Annotated in this window: 12 protein-coding genes; 4 read left to right on the top strand and 8 right to left on the bottom strand. The window is 72.3% G+C overall.

Annotation, left to right across the window (positions count from 1 at the left end; genetic code table 11):
- Window positions 1-4: 4 nt before the first annotated feature.
- Together BUB75_RS02335 and BUB75_RS02330 are read right to left on the bottom strand one after the other, a co-directional pair.
- Window positions 5-4,354, bottom strand: a complete 4,350-nt coding sequence (locus BUB75_RS02335) for an alpha-(1->3)-arabinofuranosyltransferase (protein WP_073250929.1) — start codon at window positions 4,352-4,354, stop codon at window positions 5-7.
- On the bottom strand, window positions 4,351-5,169 hold the full coding sequence (locus BUB75_RS02330; protein WP_218617239.1) for a class I SAM-dependent methyltransferase: 819 nt from the start codon (window positions 5,167-5,169) through the stop codon (window positions 4,351-4,353). Before BUB75_RS02330 ends, BUB75_RS02335 begins: the two co-directional genes overlap by 4 nt.
- Before the next feature lie 46 nt (window positions 5,170-5,215).
- Here BUB75_RS02330 and BUB75_RS02325 point away from each other — a divergent pair, with 46 nt between their 5' ends.
- Window positions 5,216-6,334, top strand: a complete 1,119-nt coding sequence (locus BUB75_RS02325; protein ID WP_143174993.1) for a glycosyltransferase — start codon at window positions 5,216-5,218, stop codon at window positions 6,332-6,334.
- A 279-nt stretch (window positions 6,335-6,613) separates the two neighbouring features.
- On the opposite strand, the gene BUB75_RS46025 is transcribed toward BUB75_RS02325, so the two are convergent.
- Together BUB75_RS46025 and BUB75_RS02315 are read right to left on the bottom strand one after the other, a co-directional pair.
- The gene (locus BUB75_RS46025; RefSeq protein WP_178379741.1) at window positions 6,614-6,763 is read right to left on the bottom strand and encodes a DUF2613 family protein; all 150 of its coding nucleotides are present in this window, start codon (window positions 6,761-6,763) and stop codon (window positions 6,614-6,616) included.
- A 65-nt stretch (window positions 6,764-6,828) separates the two neighbouring features.
- Entirely contained in the window at window positions 6,829-8,631 is a 1,803-nt protein-coding gene (locus BUB75_RS02315) for an MmpA family trehalose lipid delivery protein (RefSeq protein WP_073250927.1), read from the bottom strand.
- Between the two features lie 117 nt (window positions 8,632-8,748).
- Between BUB75_RS02315 and BUB75_RS02310 the strand changes: the two genes are divergently transcribed.
- On the top strand, window positions 8,749-9,984 hold the full coding sequence (locus BUB75_RS02310; RefSeq protein ID WP_073250925.1) for an oligosaccharide flippase family protein: 1,236 nt from the start codon (window positions 8,749-8,751) through the stop codon (window positions 9,982-9,984).
- Here BUB75_RS02310 and BUB75_RS02305 read toward each other — a convergent pair whose 3' ends face one another.
- Window positions 9,985-11,427 (bottom strand): hypothetical protein, encoded by a 1,443-nt coding sequence (locus BUB75_RS02305; protein ID WP_073250923.1) that lies wholly within the window; start codon window positions 11,425-11,427, stop codon window positions 9,985-9,987.
- A gap of 209 nt (window positions 11,428-11,636) precedes the next feature.
- Here BUB75_RS02305 and BUB75_RS02300 point away from each other — a divergent pair, with 209 nt between their 5' ends.
- Window positions 11,637-12,131, top strand: a complete 495-nt coding sequence (locus BUB75_RS02300) for a general stress protein (RefSeq protein WP_073250921.1) — start codon at window positions 11,637-11,639, stop codon at window positions 12,129-12,131.
- Window positions 12,132-12,337: 206 nt separating this feature from the next.
- On the opposite strand, the gene polA is transcribed toward BUB75_RS02300, so the two are convergent.
- On the bottom strand, window positions 12,338-15,016 hold the full coding sequence (gene polA / locus BUB75_RS02295; RefSeq protein WP_073250920.1) for a DNA polymerase I: 2,679 nt from the start codon (window positions 15,014-15,016) through the stop codon (window positions 12,338-12,340).
- Between the two features lie 51 nt (window positions 15,017-15,067).
- Here polA and BUB75_RS02290 point away from each other — a divergent pair, with 51 nt between their 5' ends.
- Window positions 15,068-15,475 carry a PaaI family thioesterase gene (locus BUB75_RS02290; RefSeq protein ID WP_073250918.1) on the top strand — a complete coding sequence of 136 codons (408 nt, stop codon included), beginning with the start codon at window positions 15,068-15,070 and terminating at the stop codon, window positions 15,473-15,475.
- On the opposite strand, the gene BUB75_RS02285 is transcribed toward BUB75_RS02290, so the two are convergent.
- Together BUB75_RS02285 and BUB75_RS02280 are read right to left on the bottom strand one after the other, a co-directional pair.
- A complete protein-coding gene (locus BUB75_RS02285; RefSeq protein ID WP_073250916.1) occupies window positions 15,459-16,898 on the bottom strand; it encodes a cytochrome P450 in 1,440 nt (479 codons plus the stop codon). The two genes, BUB75_RS02290 and BUB75_RS02285, sit on opposite strands and share 17 nt — an antisense overlap.
- Window positions 16,899-16,958: 60 nt before the next feature.
- The gene (locus BUB75_RS02280) at window positions 16,959-19,376 is read right to left on the bottom strand and encodes an ABC transporter substrate-binding protein (protein ID WP_073250914.1); all 2,418 of its coding nucleotides are present in this window, start codon (window positions 19,374-19,376) and stop codon (window positions 16,959-16,961) included.
- Between the last annotated feature and the right edge of the window lie 31 nt (window positions 19,377-19,407).

Here is a 19,407-nt window from a genome sequence, read left to right as displayed (position 1 = left end):
GCTCTCAGGTGCGGTCTTCCTCGGTGAGCTCCGGGGCGTCCTCGGACGACGTCGGATGCACGGCCACGACCGCCACCACGACGACCGCGGCGAGGCAGAGCGCCTGCACGAACCAGGTGTCGGCCCACGGCTCTTGCGAACCGGCGTACGGCCGGAAGGCACCCAAACCGCCCGCCACGATCAGCGCGGCGCCGCCCACCAGCGGGAGCCAGCGCACCAGCGCGTTCCCCCACCGGGTCTTCCGGACGACCAGCCAGAGCACGACGGTGCCGATCAGGCCGGGTAGGCCCGCGATCACGGCAGGCAGCACCAGCGGCAACCGCCGGACGAACCGCGACCGCCCCGCCTCGACCGGCGGGAGCGCCTCCGGAGTTCCGGCCTCCGCGGTCGCCGGCGTGGTCCGGCCGATCGGCCGTCCCATCCGGGCCAGCGCCAGCAGCAGGATCACGGCCGCGAACCCGAAGAACAGGCCGCCCCAGTAGATCCATTTCGGCCGGTAGCTGAGCTGCACCGTGCCGCCGTCACCGGCGGGCACGATCCACGCCTGCTGCCAGCCGTCGACCCGGATCGGCACCAGGTCCTGCCCGGCCAGCGACGCCACCCAGCCCTCGTTGTAGTTCTCCGGGACGACGAGCACGCTCGGCTGGTCGGACGGGCCCAGGTCGACGCTGCGGGAGGTCGATCCCCAGTCCCGGACGTCGGCCGTGCGCTGGGTGGTGCGGATGCCGGTGGCGCCCAGCGGCGCGAGCATCACCGAGACCGGACGGATGTTCTCGGTGCCGACCAGCTGCAGCCGGTGCTCGCCCGCGGCCAGCTCCAGGTCGGCGACCGGCCGGTCGCTCTCGGACTCGCTCACGCCGGTGGTCGAGCAGGGCTCGACCCGCACCGGACGCTCCTCGAGCAGGTCGCCGAGCGTCAGCTCGCGCGGCGTGGAGGAGCTGTCGGCCTGCGCGTCCGCGGTGACGCTGGTCGCCGGGCCGACGACCCGGGTCTGCACGCTCCGTCCGTCGATCTGCAGCGTCGGTCCCTGCCCGCAGCCCAGCTGGATGACCGTGCTGGGGTCCACCGGCTCGACCAGGTCCTCGGCACCCACCAGCCGTAGCTCCGAGATGCCCGGCGGCAGCAGTTCGGTCAGCCCGTTCGCCGCGTTCGTGGTCACCGCCGCCGACGTCTCCACGATCCGGATCTCGAACGTCGTCCCGGTCATCGGCTTGGCGAACCGCACGCTGTTCGACGACCCGCTGGGCAGCACCGCGCCGAGCTGCGTCTGGCCGGTGTCGCTGGTCACCTGCACGGTCTTCGGCGGCGCGGCGCTCGCCGTGCCTTCCAGCCGGAGCGTGAGGCCGGTGACTCGGCGTTTCTCCGGCAGCGTCACGGTCAGGAGCGGCGCCTGGACGCCGGGCTCGGCGATCCAGACCGTGGCCGGATCACCGTCGAACACCGCCTGTGGCCGGGTCCGCGGGTCGTTGTAGCCGGTGTCCTGGCTGGTGGCCACGGCACCGTCCGGGCTCGGCGCGAGCAGCGCGTCGAGCGCGTCGCCGGAGATCGGCAGCGCGGAGATCGTCACTGCGTAGGCGGCCGCAGCCGGCAGCGTGAACGTGCGATCGATCCCGGTCGGCTCCTCTGCGGGCGTCGACAGGCCCGGGAGGCAGACCGGGTGGTTGTCGAACGTCAGGCAGTCACCGTGGCCGCTGGTGGCGGCCCGGAACACGACGATCGCCGGGTCGGTGCCGGGAACCTCAGGCGTGACCAGCGTCCGGGTCGGCTTCACGCCGGGAACGGTGATCTCGGCGATCGCGACGCCGCCCGCCTTCGCCGGGTCGCCGTCGACGGCCCGCACGGTCAGGCGGAGCTTCTTCGTCGTGCCGCCCGGCGTGGCGACCCGCTGCGGCTCGCCGTCCGGCTTCACCTCCACCGAGCGGGTGCCACGGTCGGTCGTGACGTCGAGCTTCGTCGGCATCGGCCCGAGCTTGAGCGCGGCGTCGAACTGCAGGGTGATCGACCGCAGGTCGACCGCCTCGTCGAACGTCAGCTCCAGCCACTGGCCGACCGCTCCCGGGCTACCGGTCGCCCAGCTGGTGTTCGCGTCGCCGTCCACTGCGAACCACGGCGCGTGCGCCGCGTCGTGGGAGACCGCGGCGTCGACGTCCGAGCCGGACGAGGACGCGTTGAACCGGGACACGCCGGTGTACCGCGCGACGGTCAGCAGCGACGGGTCGTCGCCGTTGAGGTAGTCGTGCGCGGACCGGTCGGCGAGGTACGGCTCGTCCTCGGTCATCGTCGCGGACACGTTGTGCCGGACCTCGCCGAAGTTGACCTCACGTTTTCGGAGCGTGTCGGTGACCACCGGCGTGCCCACCGTGTCGCCGAGGAGCCGGTCGTCGCCGGCCAGCACGGTCGGCCGGCCGACCTGGAGCCCCTGCTCGGCGAGCGAGAGCGTCGCCTCCGGCCCGCCGGCCATCCGCAGCACGTTTTCCAGCGGAACGCTGCGGACGGTGGCCGGCACGTCGGTGACCTTGTAGATCTCCACGGCGCGGTAGGAGGCCATCTTCGGGTCGTAGAGCTGGCGGTCGACCAGGTCGCCCGCGGCGGTCAGCTCCGGCCCGAACGTCTTGACCCGTTCGAGGCCGGGTGACCCGTCGAGCGCCTCGTGCACCAATTCCGGACGCGTGGCGCGCCCGCGCCGCCAGTCCAGGTCGTTGCGGACGACGACGTAGCCGATGCCCGCGCCGGCCAGCGCGGTGGCGAGTCCGGCCGACGGCTGCCCGTCGGCGAGCAGCTGGTCGAACGCGTCGAGCAGGCGGATGTTGCCCGCCGAGCTGAGCGGGACGCCGTCCCGGACCAGCCAGCCGCTCTCGGCCAGCGGTTGCAGGACGTCGTCGTTGGTCCGGCCCCAGTAATAGAGCCCGAACGGCGCACCGGGGACGACCAGGCCGCGGCTCTCGCCGGCGTTGTCGGCGAGCCAGTCGGCGGCGTCCGCCCAGTACGTGGGGTACTCGGTCGGGCGGGCCCGGTTCACCAGGTCGCCGCTGAACGCGGGGACCGCGCTCACCAGGAGCGTCGCGGCGACCGCGATCCGCACCAGCGCCGCGACCGGCAGGTCGCGCAGCCGCAGCCCGCGCAGCGGATGGATCGCCGCCAGCAGGTGTGCCAGGCCGATCGCGAGCACGAGCCGGATGACCGGGTCGAACTTGTGGATGTTCCGGAACGGGCTCAGCGCTCCGTCGAGCAGGTCCTGGGAGAACGTCGCCCACGGCGGGGTGAGCGGGCCGGTGTGGCCGAACGTGATCAGCGCCAGGCCGATCACCAGGCCACCGCCGAGGAACAGCCGGTGCGGGTTGCTCCGCTGGACGGCGCCGACCAACCCGACGGCCGCGACCAGGACCGTCGCGATGATGGCCGCGGGCGCGGTGAGCAGGACCCAGCCCGCCGTCCACTCCGGGCCGTCCGGACCGGCGATCCGCGCCACCCACTGGGTGGTGCCGCGCCAGGCGTCCAGCAGGTCGGTGGCCGACGTGGTGAACGCGCTCGACTCGATCCAGTCCAGGAACGGCGGGCTGTACCGGCCGAGCACGAGCAGCGGGACGACCCACCACAGCGACGCCAGCCCGATCGCCACCAGCCACCAGCGGATCAGCTGGTTCTTCCGCGGGCCCTTGGCGCGGGTCAGCAGCCACCACGCGGGCAGCGGCAGGATCGCGAGCGCGGCGGCGGCGTTGATCCCGCCGGCGAACAGGAACGCGACCCCGGACGCGGCGGCGGCCCGACGCGGGGAACCGCGACGGGCGCCGAGCACCAGCGGCGTGAGCACCCAGGGCGCGACCGCGAACGGGATGACCTCCGACGACACGCCGCCCAGCTCGGTGAGCATGCGGGGAGCCAGCGCGTAGGTCAGCGCCGCGATCACCCGGACCGTGGGCGTGCCGATGCGTAGCGCGTTCAGCAGCCGGTAGGTGCCGCCCCAGGCGCCCACGAGCAGCGCGGCGAACCAGAGGCGCTGCACCATCCAGGCGTCGATGTGCAGGACGTCGCCGAGGACGAAGAACGGCCCCATCGGGAACAGGTAGCCGTACGCCTGGTTCTGCAGCTGGCCGGCGTAGCCGGTCGGGTCCCACAGCCCGAGCGCCCTGCCGAGGAACGCGAGCGGGTCGACGACCAGGTCGAGCTTGGTGTCGGCCGCGATGTCGCCCGGCTTCTGCAGGAACGCCAGGACGACGAGCGCGAGCGCGACCCCGATCAGCCGGAGTCTGCGGACGGTGTGCGAGGTGGGCGGCGCAGCCGGACGCGGCGCGCGACCCGGCGCGCGCTCTTCGGAGATTTCGTCGTCAGGACCGGTGACCGCGGTGGCGGTCACCGAACCCTCAGCACGAGCACGAGGTTCCAGGTCACGATCTCCCGTACACCAGGCACGTGGACCACCCACTTGAAGCCGTTGGGGTGGTAGCGCGGCACGATATCGAGGATCTCGACCCTACCGTCGGCGCGGCGCTGTTTGGCCCAGTGAACCATCCTTCCCGCGGTGATCCGGAAGAGGCTCTCGCCGAACACGTTCTTCGGCGGGTGTCCCTGCTTCTTGGCGTACCGGCGCGCGGCGTAGTGACCGCCGAGGTAATGCCAGGGCGCGGTTTCGTGGCCGCCGTAGGGGCCCCACCAGAGCATGTACGACAGGAAGACGACGCCGCCGGGCTTGGTGACGCGGACCATCTCGTCGGCCATCAGCTCGGGTTTGTCGACGTGCTCGAGCACGTTCGACGAGTAGCAGACGTCGATCGCTCCGGTCTGGATCGGGAGCGCCATCCCGCTGCCGAGCAGCGTGCCCGGACCCGGCTCGCTCCGGGCCGCCAGTTCGCCGAGGTCCGCGTCGATGCCCACGTAGCGGGCCCCGGAGCGGCGGAACGCGTCCGCGAAGTAGCCGGGACCACCACCGACGTCCAGCACGGTCTTCCCGTCCAGGTCGGCGTAGCCGGCGACCTGCCGGGCCGAGTCGGCCGCGAGCATTCCGTAGAAGTAGTCCGGGTCGGTCTGCTCGACCCGGAACGCGCGGAACAGCGCGACCGAGCGGCGGAAGGTCCCGGGCGGCGGCACGACCAGTCGGCGCCCGTCGGCTGCGGTGCCGGTCGAGCTCCCTGAAACGTCGATCAACGCGATTCGTCCCTCCGGACGGGCCAAGTGTCGTACGGTGTCGCGGCAAGGTTACTGATTGGTAGGGAGACGCGTGGTGGAAACCGCTGCTCTACCCGCCGTACTCATTTTCAACTGGCGGGATCTTCGCAATCCCGAGGGCGGCGGCTCCGAGCTGTACGCGGAGCAAGTGGCCGCAGCGCTGGCCCGCCGGGGCCACCCGGTCACGATCTTGTGCGCCGCGCACGAATACGGCGACCCGGAGGAGACCACTCCGGATGGCGTCCGGATTGTACGCCGCGGCGGCCGTCACACAGTGTACGCGCGGGCTGCCTGGGAGTACTTACGTGGGCGCCTGGGACGTCCCGGTGTGGTGGTCGACGTCCAGAACGGACTGCCGTTCCTCTCCCGGCTCTACGCCCGCACGCCGGTCGTCCTGCTCGTGCACCACGTCCACCGGGAGCAGTGGCGGGTCGTGCTCGGCCCGGTCGCGGCCCGGTTCGGCTGGTGGGTGGAATCCTGGCTGTCGCCGCGTGTGCACCGGAGCTGCCGCTACGTCGCGGTCTCCGAATCGACGCGCGCCGAGCTGACCGAACTCGGGGTGGACCCCGAGCGGATCACGATCATCCACAACGGAACACCGCCGCCCGACCCCCGGCCGCGGACCCGCGCCACCTCCCCCACGCTCCTGGTGCTCGGCCGCCTGGTGCCGCACAAGCGGGTCGAGGTCGCGTTACGCGCCGTCCAGCGGCTGTCGGCCGACCACCCGGACATCAGGCTGGTCGTCGCCGGGCAGGGCTGGTGGCTCGAACCGTTACGCGAGGAGGCCGCCCGGCTCGGGATCAGCGACCGGGTCCGGTTCGCCGGCTTCGTCGACGAGGACGAGAAGCAGCGACTGCTGGCCGAATCCTGGGCGATGCTGGTGCCCTCGCTCAAGGAGGGCTGGGGCCTCTCGGTCATCGAGGCTGCCGCCCACGGCACGCCCGCGGTCGCGTTCCGTAACGCCGGCGGCGTCGCCGAGTCGGTCGTGGACGGCGAGACCGGCTTCCTCGCCGACGACGAGGACGAATTCATCGGGCATTGCGCCCGAATCGTCCGGGACGACAGGTTACGAACGTCGATGGGCGAGGCGGCGCGTGCACACGCCGGCCGTTTCACCTGGGACGAAACCGGCAAGCGCTTTGCCGCGCTGGTCGACGACATCACCGGCTGACGAAAACGCTCGGTTCCGTCGATTACAGCCAGTTATCCGTTGGGTACCGCATGCATTTCGGTACCGAGCACGAAAATTCAGTAGCAATGGGCGAGTTGCCAAAACATCGCTACCGAATTGTTATCAGCGACCCAAAAAGCCGACACTGATGGGTGATGTGTCCTGAATGCATAAAGGGCCGACGTACCGCAGTCACCAGACCGCGGCAACGCCGACCCTCGCCGTGCAAAAACTACTGGTCGGCCACTGCCCGCGGCAGCGACACGACCAGCTTCGAGCTCAGCGGTGCCCGTACTGCACCAGCGGCTTGCTGACCGCAGGCGTGTTGTCGGGCGACTGCTTGCTGACGCTCACAATCCCGATGGTGGTCGCCACCGCAAGTACGACGCCGATCACGGCAGCGACGATGATCGAGAGAAACGAGCTCATTATGGCTCCCTCCACATATGAAGCGGTGGTGACGTTACCAAGCAGTAGCTCGGTGCGGGAAGTCTTCACCTCATTGCGGAGGGAGAAGCGCGAAAATCGCTTCTCCGTGACCGCGACCTGAAGACCGCCCATGATGCCAAGGCCCCGAGCAGAACGCCAATGGCTACGGCATACCCACCCACCACGGCGGTCACCCGTACCGTTTCAGAGCCGGACGGCGGCGGGGGCGCTGACTCGGCCCGGTAGAGCACGAGGTCGCTACCGGTCCAGACGGGTCGGTAGCCGGTCAGCGCGGACGCGGGCACCGGACCCGGCGTCCCCCGCTCGACCAGCACCCAGCGAATGCCGGCCGTGGTCAGCGACCGCCCGCCGGCCAGGGCGTCCCGGACCTCGGCGGCCCGGCTGCTCTCGCCGCCGACGATCCCGTCGCCGCCGCCGGTGTCCACCGGCAACGCGTCCTCGACCACCACGTCCACCGGGAAGTACCGGGGAGCCGGGTCGAGCGCGGTGCGGTTGCCGTTCCAGCCGAACGCCCGGAACGTCGAGAACGGCAGCACGGCCATCTCGCCGCGCGGATCGGCGGCCAGCGTCGCCGCGACCCGGTCCCAGTCGGCCGGGTACCGCACCGAGACCAGCCGTCCGGCCCCGCCCCAGGCCAGGTCGGGCAGCACCAGCACCGGGTACACCAGAGCCGCGACCGTGGCAGCGACCGCCGCCGTCCGCGCGCCTCGCGTCCGCAGGGCGTCGGTGAGCCGCTCGACGCCGAGCGCGAAGCACAGCGCGAGCAGGAGCGCGTACGGCGCGAGGAACTTCTGGCCGTCCCGCAGCAGGCCGCTGCCGGGCACGTGCTCCACAAGGACGCCCAGCGCGTGCGCGCCGCCGGGCAGCGCACCGAACACGGCGACCAGGAGGGCAGCGGCCGCCACGACGGCCAGCGCCGTCGTCGGCCCGCGGCCCCAGGCGCGCGCGAGCCGACCGAACCCGACCGCCGCGATCACGAGGACCAGCAGCGTGAAAAGCGGCGCGACGACGACGGTCCGGCTCGCCGGGACCACCTCGGCGTTCCAGACGCCACCGAGCCCCAGCAGCGCACCGAGCGTCCCGGACCAGTTCTCCGCCCTGGCTGCGAACGCCGCGACGCCGTCCGGGTCGGAGACGGCGCTCACCCGGGCGACCGCGCCTGCGACGACCCAGGGGGCGTTCAGCGCGGCCACCGCCAGTGCCCACCCTGGCCGCGGCCGGGTCCGGGGCTCCCCGCGCTCGGCGTCGCCCTGCTCGGCGTCGCCCTGCTCGGCGTCGCCTTGCCCGGCGTCCGAAGAGCGCTTGGAGGGCCAGCAGAGGATCACGGACGCGGTGACCGCGGCGAGCAACCCACCGGTCGGGGTCAGGGCCGCCAACGCGGCCCAGCCCACCACCGGCGCAGCCGGTGCACCCGTGCGCGCTGCCCGCGCCGCCCGGACGATCCACGGTAGCGCGGCGTAACCGAGTAGCAACCCCCAGTGTCCGATCAGGAGACGCTCGGCGACGAACGCGTTCCACCCGTACGCCGCGCCGGCCACCAGCCGAACGAGCAGCCGGTCGCTCGGCACCAACCGGGCCGCCCCGACCACCGCCAGCCAGACGACCGCGGCCAGCGCGACGAGCTGGACGACCCAGCCCGGCACGACAGTGGTCAGCACGGCGAGTACGGCGTCCTGCGGCACCGCACGGGGCAATCCGTCGCCCCAGCCCAGCGACGCCGCGGTGAACGGCACCTCGGGGGTGGCCACCATGTCGTAGGCCAGCACGTAGCCCGGGCGGAGCACCGGACCGAGCAGCAGGAGCACGAGGCCGGCCGCGAGCACGTGCTCGGCGGAGCGTCGAGCCACGCGTCCTCCTCGATCTGGCGCTCAACGGCCCGAAACCTACCCGCGAGTAGTTAGGCTGTGCACTTTCCGGGTCCGGAAGTGTCACCGTAACCGGGGGACGCGCACGCAAGGAGGCACATGTCCGCGCCGCAGTCGACCAGCAGCGCAGCAGCTCGATTTGCCGCTGGGGCCACGCTGGTCGCCGCCGCCGCGATGGCGGCGAACGTGCTCGCGTACGGGCTGCGGCTCGGCGGCAACTGGCTGCTCGACACCGACGAGAACGGCGCGCTCGGCGCGCTGATCGCGCTGCTGACCGTCGCGACCGTGCTCCAGGTCGGGACGCAGACCGTGGCGGCCGTCCGCACCGCGAAGGGCACCAGCGACCCCGATCGCCTGGTGACGACCGGGATCCGGCTGTCGGTCGCGACGTCCGCGGTGCTGGTGCTGGCCTCGCCGGTGCTGGCCGCGGTGCTGCACCTGCCGAGCGTCTGGCCGGCCGTCGCGCTCGCCGCCGCGGTGGGGCCGCTCAACGCGGCCGGCATCCATCTGGGGCTGCTGCAGGGCGCCGAACGGTTCGGGCGGCTCGCGATCCTCACCGGCGTCGTCGCGGTCGGACGCTCCGGTGGTGGGCTGATCGGCCTGGTGCTCGGGCGCAGCGCGTTCTGGACGCTGCTCGGCGTGGCGGTCGGCGGGGCGCTGGCGCTGGTGGCCGCGTACGCGCTGTCCCGGCCGGTGCGGCAGGCGTCGGGCGTCGGCTCGCCCCGGATCGGCGAGGTGCTCGGGGCGTGCAGCGCGATGCTGGCGATGCTGGCGCTGGTCAACGCCGACCTGCTGCTGGCCAGGGCGGTGCTGCCGGCGGAGGTCAGCGGCGAGTACGCGGTCGGCGCGATCCTCACCAACGCGGCCTACTGGGCTCCGCAGGTCGTCGCGGTCGTCGCGCTCCCCCGGCTGGCGCAGGGGCAGCGGCGTGCGCTGCTGGTGAGCGGGCTGGTCGTGGCAACCACTGGGCTGATCGGCGTGCTGGCGACCGTGGTCGCCGGTGACCTCGCGGTGCGGGTCGCGGGCAAGGGCGAGTACGCGGGGCTGGCCGACGAGGTGTGGCTGTTCGCCGCCGCTGGTGCGGGGTGGGCCCTGGTCAACCTGTTCCTGACCGCGCGGATCGCGGCCGGTTACCGGTGGGTGGCGGCGCCGCTCTGGGCGGCCGCCGCGGTCGAGGCCGTGGCGGTGCTGACCTGGCGTCCGTACTCGCTCACCCACACCGCGGTGGTGGCGCTGGCGACGGCGGTGGGCAGCGTGCTGGTCGCGGTGGTGCTGCTGCGCGTCGGCTCCGCGGCAGCCCACCGTGTCGCGGAGCCCGCCACCCTCGCGGGCTGACTACTGGACCTCGCGCTCGGCGGGCCACTGACCGGGCACGAACACCGGGTCGAAGCCGGTGGCCTTCGACGTGCCGCGCATCGTGATCCCGATGTCGACCAGCGAGGGCCGGGTACCGGTGCGTGCCCACCGGTCGAGGTTGCTGATCGCGCCGACCCGCTCGTCGGTCGTGAAGTTGCAGTGCCCGGCGCCGTACGGCGCGCCCTTCCCGGTGTACTTGGGCGGCGGCGTCGTATAGATCTGCATCAGGTCGCCGCTGCGGCCGGTCGTCCGCAGCGCCCGGTTGGCGAAGACCGTCTCGTTCTGGACGATCGCGGTCGCGTCGTACCCGGTGTGGACGGTGAGCGTCGGCACCCGCAGCTTGCCGGTCGGGTCGCCCAGCGCGTCGGCGGCCTTCCGCGCCGCGGGGTTCGCAGTGATCCGCGGCGCCGCCTCGAGCTCGGCGAGAAGGCCGTCCAGCCCGTCCGGGTCGATGAACGCCATCTCCTCCTTCTCTTTGGCCGAGATGCGCTGCCCGTACTGCGCGGTGACGTTCGTCGACGGGTTGCCCCCGACTCGCTGCTCCAGGTCGTAGCGGACGATCGTCGCGTACCCCATGACCTCGAACAGGATGTCCATCCCGGCGTCGATCCTGGACTCGATCGTCGCGTCGTCGTGGTCCCGCGACTTCCACACCTGGTTTCCGAGCGCGCTGACCAGCATCAGGCGCCCGAGCTGGTCCGCGCCACCGGACAGCGCGGCGGTGGCGCGGCGCCGCATCTCCGTCCAGGTGGCCTTGGCCTCGGCGTAGCTGGCGAAGCCGGTCAGCTTCATCTCCGGGTAGATCAGCGTCTTGAACGCGAACGCGATGTCGAGCGCGAGGTCGAAGTTCGGGTTCGTACCGGCGAGCGTGGAGCACATCGGCAGCGCCGCATCGACCCAGTCCTCCCGCTCGGCGAGCAACTCGGTGACGACACCGCCGAGCGATTCACCCCAGACGTAGGTGCGGGCAGGCTCACCGACCGTCGTCCGGAAGAACTCGTAGAGCTGCTGCCCGGCCTGCACGCCTTCGCGGAGCGCGTACCCGTTGCGCGACCAGGACGAGCCGGCCAGCGCATAGCCGGCTTCCAGCAGGCGGTTCGCGGCGCCGTTGTCGCCGGCGACCGGCGCGTCGGTCCGCGGCTCCTCGAACGCGGGCGGGAACGGGTCGGCGGAGCGGAACTCGTGCGAGTACAGCAGCAGGGTGCCGTTCCAGACCTCCGGCAGCCGGATCTGGTAGCGGGCGCCGTCGATCTCGCCGGTGCAGGCGATCTCGCCGCAGTCGCGGAACGATCGGGGCGCCGTCGGGTCCTCGTCGCCGTCGGCGGTGCACCCGGCCACCGCCAGGACCAACACGATCACGCAGCTGAGCGCGACCGTGCGCAGCAGCGGTCCACCGGCTGTTTTACCCGGGAGTAAGGACATGGCGGTGAGTGTGGCACGGGTCTCCCGAGCCGCGTCGGGGGTCCCCGCAGCCGGGGGCAGAAAACCTCTGATTTTGGTCCACAGTGGCAGTCCAGGACCGTTTCAGTATCTCGGCCCGGTAACGGTGGGGTTCGCGAGGCGCGGCCGGGGTATCCGTGCGGCGAGGCGCGGTGCTCGCCGCGTCCACTCGTTCTGTCCGGGAGTACGTTATGACCATCCCTGTCGGACCGTCGGCCGGCACACCCACCGGTGCGAACGACATCGATCGCACGCTGCTCGCCAGCTACGGCGACTACCTCTCCGCTCAGCGAGCCGTCGACCACCTCTCCGACCAGAAGTTCCCGGTGGAGCACACCACGATCATCGGCACCGACCTGCGCCTCGTGGAGCAGGTGATCGGCCGGATGACGCTCAGCAAGGCCGCGGGCGCCGGCGCCGGGTCGGGCGCGTGGTTCGGGCTGTTCTTCGGGCTGCTGCTCGGGATCTTCACCGACAACAGCTTCGGGTCGTGGGTCGCGGTGATCCTGACCGCGATCGTGATCGGTGCCGTGTGGGGGGCGATCTTCGGGCTGGCCGCGCATTCGCTGAGCGGTGGGCAGCGAGACTTCGCGTCCCGCAGCTCCCTGGCCGCCGGCCGGTACGACGTCCTGGTCAGCAGCTCCTACCTCAACGAGGCCCAGCGCCTCCTGGAGACGGCCCGCTGAGGGGGCGAGCCTGACGGCCGCGCGAGGCCTCGAGACAACAGCAGGGCGGAACCACGGCTGAGCGCGCCGAAGGCCGCGCATCGTTCTAACGTGGAGCCCGCCCAGGGCGGCGCTGGCTGTCGAGCGCGAGGACGCCGCGACCTTGGCCCTGGCGTCTCAAGTCCTCGCGCTCGCCTGCCAGCGTCGTTCTGGGCGGGCCGCCCAGATCAGTGGGCGGCGTCGTCCCAGGTTCGGCCGACGCCGACGCTGACGTCGAGGGGGAGGTCTAGGGGGTACGCGGCGCCCATCGCGTCGCGTACCAGCGCCTCCAGCGCCTCGCGCTCGCCCGGCGCGGTCTCGAACACCAGCTCGTCGTGCACCTGCAGCAGCAGGCGCGACCGCAGCCCCTCCTCGCGGATCCGCTTGTCGACCGCGAGCATCGCCACCTTGATGATGTCGGCCGCCGACCCCTGGATCGGCGCGTTCAACGCCATCCGCTCCGCCATCTCGCGCCGCTGCCGGTTGTCGCTGTTGAGGTCGGGCAGGTACCGGCGGCGGCCGAGGATCGTCTCGGTGTAGCCCTCACCGCGGGCCCTGGCGACCACCGCGGTCAGGTAGTCACGCACCCCGCCGAACTGCTCGAAGTAGTCGGTCATCAGCGCCTTGGCTTCCTCGGTCGTGATGCCGAGTTGCTGCGACAGCCCGTACGCGGACAGCCCGTAGGCCAGCCCGTAGTTCATCGCCTTGATCTTGCTGCGCTGCTCGCCGCTGACCGCGGTCGGCTCGACGCCGAACACGCCGGCCGCCGTCGCGGCGTGGAAGTCGTGCCCGGACGTGAACGCCTCGATCAGCGTCGGGTCGGCCGAGAGGTGCGACATGATCCGCATCTCGATCTGGCTGTAGTCGGCCGTGAGCAGGGTCTCGTACCCCTCCCCCACGACGAACGCCCGCCGGATCCGGCGGCCCTCCTCGGTGCGCACCGGGATGTTCTGCAGGTTCGGGTCGGTGGACGAGAGGCGACCGGTCGCCGCGATCGTCTGGTTGTACGTCGTGTGGATCCGGCCGTCGTCCGCCACGGTCTTCAGCAGACCGTCGACGGTGGTCTTCAGCTTCGCGACGTCACGGTGGCGCAGCAAGTGCTCGAGCAGCGGGTGTTCGGTCTGCGCGTACAGCCACTGCAGCGAGTCGGCGTCGGTCGTGTACCCGGTCTTGATCCGCTTGGTCTTCGGCAGGCCGAGCTCGTCGAACAGGATCACCTGCAGCTGCTTCGGCGATCCGAGGTTGAACTCCCGGCCGACGACACCGTAGGCAGCCTGCGCCGAGGCCTTCACCTCGGCCGCGAAGTGGGCCTCCAGGTCGGCCAGGTGCGTGGTGTCGGCGGCGATGCCGACCCGCTCCATGTCGGCCAGCACCTTCACCAGCGGCAGCTCGACGCCGGTGAGCAGGGCGGTGCCGCCGCGCTGCCCCAGCTCGGCCTCCAGCGCGTCGGCCAGCTCGCGGGTGGCCTGCGCCTTCTCCATCAGGTGCTTCTTCGCCGAGTCTTCGTCCAGGCCGTCGAGCGAGAGCTGCCCGTCGCTCGGCCCCTCGGCCCGCAGCTCGCGCCGGAGGTTCCGCAGCGTCAGGTCGGCCAGGTCGTAGGTGCGCTGGTCGGGCCGGACCAGGTAGGCGATCAGCGCGGTGTCGGCGGTGACGCCCGCGAGCGTCCAGCCGCGAGCCGTGACCGCCAGCAGCGGCCCCTTGACGTCGTGCACCGCCTTCGTGCGCGCCTCGTCGGCGAGCCAGGCCGCCACCGCGGCGTCGTCGGCGGCGGTGAGCTGCGCCGGCTCGAACCAGGCTGCGGCACCGTCGGCGCCCGCGACACCGATCGCGCGGAGCTCACCGGTGCCGCGCCCCCACGAACCGTCGAACGCCACCCCGGTGCGGACGCCGGACGGCGCGTGCGCGGCCAGCCAGGGCGCGACCGCGTCCGGGCCGAGCAACTCGCCGGCGACCTCGATCGTCGAGTCGGCCTCCGGCTCCGCGGCCTCCAGCGTCGCGTACAGCCGGTCGCGCAGCACCCGGAACTGCAGGGTGTCGAAGACCTGGTGGACCTTCTCCCGGTCCCACGAGCGCCGCTCCAGGTCGGAGAGGTGCAGCGGCAGCTCGAGGTCGGTCATCAACGCGTTGATCTGGTAGTTGCGCAGCACGTCGGCGAGGTGGGCGCGCAGATTCTCCCCCGCCATGCCCTTGACCTCGTCGACGTGCTCGACCAGGCCCTCCAGCGAGCCGTACTGGGTGAGCCACTTCGCCGCGGTCTTCGGCCCGACCTTGGGGACGCCGGGCAGGTTGTCGCTGGACTCGCCGACCAGCGCGGCCAGGTGCCGGTACAGCGTCGGCGGAACGCCGTAGCGTGCCACGACCTCGGCCGGGTCGACCCGGGCCAGGTCGGAGACACCCTTCCTCGGGTACAGCACCGTGGTCTTGTCGTTGACGAGCTGGAACGCGTCCCGGTCTCCGGAGCAGATGAGCACCTCGGCGCCGGCGGCGTTGGCCTCGGTGGCCAGCGTGGCCAGGATGTCGTCGGCTTCGTAGCCCTCGAGGCTCAGGAACGGGATCTGGAGCGCGTCGAGGATCTCCTGGATCAGGCTGACCTGACCCTTGAAGTCGGACGGCGTCTCGGACCGGCCCGCCTTGTACTCCGCGTACGCCTCGGTGCGGAACGAGGTGCGGGAGACGTCGAAGGCGACTGCGAGGTGCGTCGGCTTCTCGTCGCGCAGCACGTTGATCAGCATCGACGTGAAGCCGTACACCGCGTTCGTCGGTTGGCCGGTGGTCGTGGAGAAATTCTCCACCGGCAGCGCGAAGAACGCGCGGTACGCCAGCGAGTGGCCGTCGAGCAGGAGCAGTCTGGAGGCGGTCTGGCTCACACCCCGAGCCTAGTCAGACCGACCGACAATTCCTGCACCTAGGCTGGCAGCATGCTGCCGACCAACTTCTCCAGCGATGATCTCGGCCCGTTCGCGAAGTTCCTCGGGCTCGAACTCGACACCGTCACGCCGGACGAGATCGTCGCCCGCTGGACCGTGCGGGCCGAGCTGCTCCAGCCGTACGGCATCCTGCACGGCGGCGTCCACTGCGCGGTGGTGGAGAGCCTGGCCAGCACCGGCGCGGCCGTCTGGCTGGGCGAACGCGGTCAGGTCGTCGGTGCGAACAACTCCACCGACTTCTACCGCCCGACCACCGACGGTGCCCGGCTGCGGTCGGTCGCCTCGCCGGTGCACCGGGGCCGGTCGCAGCAGGTCTGGGTCGTCGAGACCCACGACGAGGACGGCCGCCTGGTCGCGCGCGGTCAGGTGCGTCTGCAGAACCTCACTCCGCGCGCCTGAGTACGCCGGGGAGCCCGTGGGCCGGGCGCAGCGTGATCGCGGCGTGCAGCGCCATCCGGTGCTCCGGGTCGACCCGGAGCGACCACCGCCGGGCCAGGACGGCCAGCACCAGCACGGCCTCGGTCCAGGCGAACGACTCACCGATGCAGATCCGGGTACCGGCGCCGAACGGATACCACGACCCGCGCGGGACACCGGGGTTCTCCTCGCTGAACCGGCCGTCCGCGTCGAGCCACCGCTCCGGGCGGAAGGCGTCCGGCGACGGCCAGAACCGCGGGTCGCGGTGGAGCACGAACTGCGAGGCCAGCACCGTCGATCCGGCCGGCGCGGTCCATTCGCCGAGCGTCAGGTCCTGCTCCGCTTCCCGCTCCAGGATCCAGGCCGGCGGGAACAGCCGGAGCGTCTCGGCGACGACCGCGTAGGCGCGGTGCAGCTCGCGGAGGTCGCCGTAGCCCGGTTCCCGGTCGCCGAGCGCGTCGGTCAGCGACTCCCGTAACGCGGCGGCCTCCCCGGGATGCCGGGAGAGCAGCCAGAACGCCCAGGTCAGCGCCAGCGCGGTGGTTTCGTGACCGGCGAGCATCAGGTTCATCGTCTCGTCGTGCAGCGCGTCGTCGTCGAGCGCGGCGCCGTTGTCCCGGGCTCGGCGCATCTCGTCGACGACGCTCTCGCCGCCGGTGTCGACGGCCAGAATGCGCCGGACGATCTCGTGCAGGTTGTCGGCCGCGGCCCAGAACCGCCGCGGCGCCTCCAGCGGCAGCTTCAGGTACCAGGCACCGCCCGGCACCATCATCGCCTCCCAGCCGCGCAGCGCCAGCGTCAACTCCTTGCCGACGTGCTGCCACTGCGCATCCAGATCGGCGCCCAGGACCGTGCGGCCGATGATGTCGAGCGTGAGCCGGGACATCTCCCGGGCGAAGTCGACCCGCTGCCCGTCCTGCCAGCGCGCGTCGGCCGCGCGGGCGGCGTCCACCATGCCGGTCGAGTACCCGGCCATCCGGGCGTGCGCGAACGCGGGGTTGACCAGCCTGCGCCGTGGCAGGTGCAGCTCGCGCTTCGCGGTGATCAGCCCTTCGCCGAGCACGATGTTCGCGGTGCGGAGCGCCTCGCCCTTGTCGACCTTCCGGCCGTCGGCGATCAGCACCTGACGCACCAGCTCCGGTTCGGAGACCAGGTACAGGTGACGGCCGAGCAGCCCGAGATAGGCGACGCCCGGCCAGCGCCGCGCGGTTGCCCGCATCATCCAGGGCAGATGCTCCCGGCGGAAGCCGGACAGCCGCTCGAACGAGAAGCCCGGCCCCGGAGGGAGCCGCAGCCCGTCGCTGGTCGTCGTGCGGCGCCGCTCACGCTGCTCGATCACCGGCCCGATGCGGACGCTCGTCGCCGGGCGCGCCTGGCCGGTCGGCATCTCGACGCTGGTCACCATGTTCGCCTCCCGCAGCCCTCGGTACCAGAAGGTACCACTGGCGGGTGGTGCGATCCGCTCTCAATCGAGCCGCCGTAGCGGGACGAACTTCGCGCCCTCGACCCGATACGCCCAGACGACGCTTGCTTCCACCTCACCCCGGTCGTCGAACGCGAGCGGCTTCGTCAGGCCCTGACCGGAGTAGGCGTCCAGGAACGCCAGCACGTCGGCGCGCGTGGACCGGCCCCCCGCCAGCGCGGCCAGCAGCACGTTCGCGGCGTCGTAGGCCTCGGCGGCGTAGTGCTCGGGATCGGCGCCGAACGTCGTGGCGTAGGCCGAACGGAAGCGGTGCGGCAACTCGGACACGGGGGCACAGCCGCAGGTGACGACCGTGCCGGTGCCGCTGTCCCCGGCCACACGCGGGAACGTGTCGGCCAGCATCGCGCTGCCGCCGACCAGCGTGATCGTGCTGCCACCGGCGGTCGTGAGCCGCTTGCGCAGCAGCCCGGCCTCGTCGGAGTAGCCCGCGTAATACACGGCTTGCGGATTCGCCGCGAGGATCGTCTCGGCCAGCGCGGTGAAGTCGGTCTGTCCGTCCCGGACGGTTCCGGTGCCGATCACCGCGCTCCCGAGCTCGGCCCGCATCGCGTCGGCCATCACGGTGCCGTACTCGGAGTTCTCCGCGACGAGATACACCCGCTTCAGGCCCGCGGCGGCCAGGTACTTCGCCGCTGGTGCCGCCTGCCGCACGTCGTCGCCCAGTACGCGGTGGAAGACCTGCCACCCGCGCGTGGACAGCGTCGAGGACGTCGCCGACGGCGAGATCATCGGAAGCCCGGCCTGCTCGAAGACCGGCGCGGCGCTCAGCGTCTCACCGGAGAACGTCGGCCCGACCAGTCCGACGATCGACGGGTCGGCGACGATCTCCGCGGCCCGTTCGGCGGCGACGTCCCGCAGGCCGCGGGAGTCGAACCGCGCCAGCGTCACCGTGCAGCCCGGGTGCTCGGCGTTGTACGCGTCGACCGCGAGCTTGGCCCCGTTGAAGATCGGGACGCCACGGGCGTAGCTGGCGCCGGTCAACGGGCCGAGCACGGCCAGCTTCCGGCCGCACACCGGGCTCGCGGACGGCGAGGCGCTCGGGCTCCCGGACGCAGAGCGCGCCGGAGCGGCCTTCGCCGCGGTCGTGGTGCCGGCCACCGCCGGTGCGCTGGTCCCCGCCGCGTCGGCGGGCTCGGCGTCACCGGGGGTGTTCGCGAACACGACGCCGGCCACGACGGCGAGCGTCACCACTGTCGCCGCCGCCGCTGCCCACCAGCGCCGCCGCGACCGCAGCGCGGACGTCGCGGCATCCGCCGGCTTCCGCCGCTGCCCGGCTCCGGCGGTGGATCGGTCCCCGGCGCCGGCTGCGGTCCGGGTGCCTGCCGTGGATGTTTCGGCTGCGGCGAGCAGCGCTCCGCGGGCGACGACGAGCTCCGGGCTCTCCACCACGGTCGGCGCCACCCCGAGGCGCTGGAACAGCAGCGTCGACGCCAGCGGGATCCGGCTCGAGCCACCGACCAGGAACACGCCGGCGACCTCGGTGACGCGGGCCGCCCGAAGTGCCGCGCGCGTGGCGTCCACCGTGTGTTCGAGCAGTGGCCGGGCCAGACCGTCGAGCTGCTCGCGACCGAGCGGGAGCTCGTCGCCGAACAGGGGCACGTGCAGGTCCGCGGTCGACGACCGGGACAGCATCTCCTTCGCGGTCCGGATGTCGTCCCACAGCAGCCGAGCCGCGCGCCGGTCGCCGGCCGTGGCCGGCGACTGCAGGCGGCCCCACGCGACGCCGTCCCTGGTGGCGAGCGCGGCACCGAGGTAACCGAAGACCGCCGCGTCGATGTCCAGGCCACCGACGTCCGCCAGGCCTTCCGCGGCGAGCACGTCGAAGCCGTCCGCGGTCCGCCGGACCACCGTCGCGTCGAACGTCCCGCCGCCGAGGTCGTAGACGACGGCGATCTCACCCGCCGAGAGCCGGACGTCCGGCAGCGCGAGGAAACCCTGGGCCGCCGCGACCGGCTCCGGCACCAGGACGGGGTCACCCAGCCCGGCCGACGTCGCGGCCCGGTGCAGCAGGTCGAGCCGGCGCGGTCCCCACGACACCGGGTGGGTGAGGACGACGTCGTCCGGAACCCGGCCCGCGACCCGCGTCGCCTCCACGACCACCCGCGTCAACACCGCGGTGAGCAGGTCCACGACCGGGATCTCGTGGGCGCCGAGCAGCACCTTGCCGTCGTCGATCCGGCGTTTGGGGTTCGGCTCCAGGCATTCCGGCCGGGTACGCGCGGAGTGCAGCGCGTCCCGCCCGGTCAGCAGCTGACCGTCCGGGTCGGCGAACACCGCCGACGCGAGCAGCGGCGATCCGTCGAACAGCAGCGACTCGACCCGGCCGTCGGGGTGCCGCAGGACCGCCACCGTGTTCGAGGTTCCGAAGTCGATGCCGAGCGCATACCCCGCTGGTGCCACCGGGGCAGCCTATCGGCGGCCCCGGACCGGC

It is taken from the genome of Cryptosporangium aurantiacum, assembly GCF_900143005.1.
GTDB classification, from domain to species: Bacteria; Actinomycetota; Actinomycetes; order Mycobacteriales; family Cryptosporangiaceae; genus Cryptosporangium; species Cryptosporangium aurantiacum.
The sequence above is the reverse complement of the archived record's forward strand: the minus strand, read 5'-3'. Positions and strand labels throughout refer to the sequence as shown.